This is a genomic window from Kineococcus indalonis, assembly GCF_009906395.1.
In the GTDB taxonomy this organism is placed as follows: Bacteria; Actinomycetota; Actinomycetes; order Actinomycetales; family Kineococcaceae; genus Kineococcus; species Kineococcus indalonis.
On the sequence record NZ_JAAALM010000853.1, the window covers coordinates 1 to 1041 of the forward strand.

Genomic DNA, 1041 nt, shown 5'->3' on the forward strand with positions numbered 1-1041 from the left:
CCCCCCCCCGCCCCGCCAGCGACTCCTGCACCCGCCCGCCCTTGAAGTCGTAGCCCATCTTGTCGCCGTCGCGCGGGGGGCGGTCCGGGGCGACGCGGCGCGCGACGGCGTCGCCGGTGGTGCGCAGCCGCCGCACCTCCTCCTCCCAGGCGGCGCGCTCCTGCACCCGCCGGGCCCGCTCGGCGGCCTTGGCCGCCAGGTAGCCGTCGTAGCCGCCCGGGTAGCGGGCGGCGCGGCCGCCGTCGACCTCCAGCAGCTCACCGGCCGCGCGGTCTAGGAACTCCCGGTCGTGGGAGACCACCACGGTGGTGCCCCGGCGCGAGCGCAGGTGCTGCTCCAGCCAGCCGGCCGCCCCGTCGTCGAGGTGGTTGGTGGGCTCGTCCAGCAGCAGCACCTCCGCGTCGGCGGCCAGCACCGCCGCCAGGTGCAGCCGCGAGCGCTGCCCGCCGGACAGCTCGGCGAGCGCGCGCCCCGGCGCCAGCCCCGCCAGCCCCAGGCCGGCCAGGGCGCGCTCGACGCGGGCGTCGGCCGACCAGCCCCCGCGCAGCTCGAACGCGGTGCCCACCTCGCCGTACTCGGCCAGCACGGCGTCCAGGTCCGCGGTGCCCGGGCGGGCCATGGCCTCCTCCAGCTCGCGCATCCGCCGCGCCAGGCGGCGCACGTCGGCCAGCGCCTCGTCGACCACGCGCGCCACCGTCCAGGACGGCGGCGCGGCGGGGTCCTGCGGCAGGTGCGCCAGCCCGGCGCTCGCCACGGCCACCACCCGGCCGGCGTCGGGTTCCTCCACGCCGGCGAGCAGCCGCAGCAGCGTGGACTTGCCGCAGCCGTTCTCCCCGACGACCCCGGTGACCGCGCCGGGGGTGAAGGAGGCCGTCAGGTCCTCCAGGACGACGCGGTGGTCGTAGGACTTCACCACCCCGCGCAGCGCCAGCGAGGTGGTGGCGCCCGTGGCGGTGCGCGCGGCGCGCGAGGGCGCCCGCGTGGCGGGGGCGGTGGTGGCAGGGGTCGGGACGGCGCTCGGCACGGGGGCTCCTGGTGGCG

Annotated in this window: 1 protein-coding gene; it reads right to left on the minus strand. The window is 79.6% G+C overall.

Going from position 1 to position 1041, the window contains the following annotated elements:
• Positions 1 to 1024, minus strand: a 1024-nt coding sequence (locus tag GTR00_RS21550; protein WP_323132669.1) for an ATP-binding cassette domain-containing protein, incomplete at its 3' end; no start/stop codon positions are given.
• Positions 1025 to 1041: the final 17 nt, after the last annotated feature.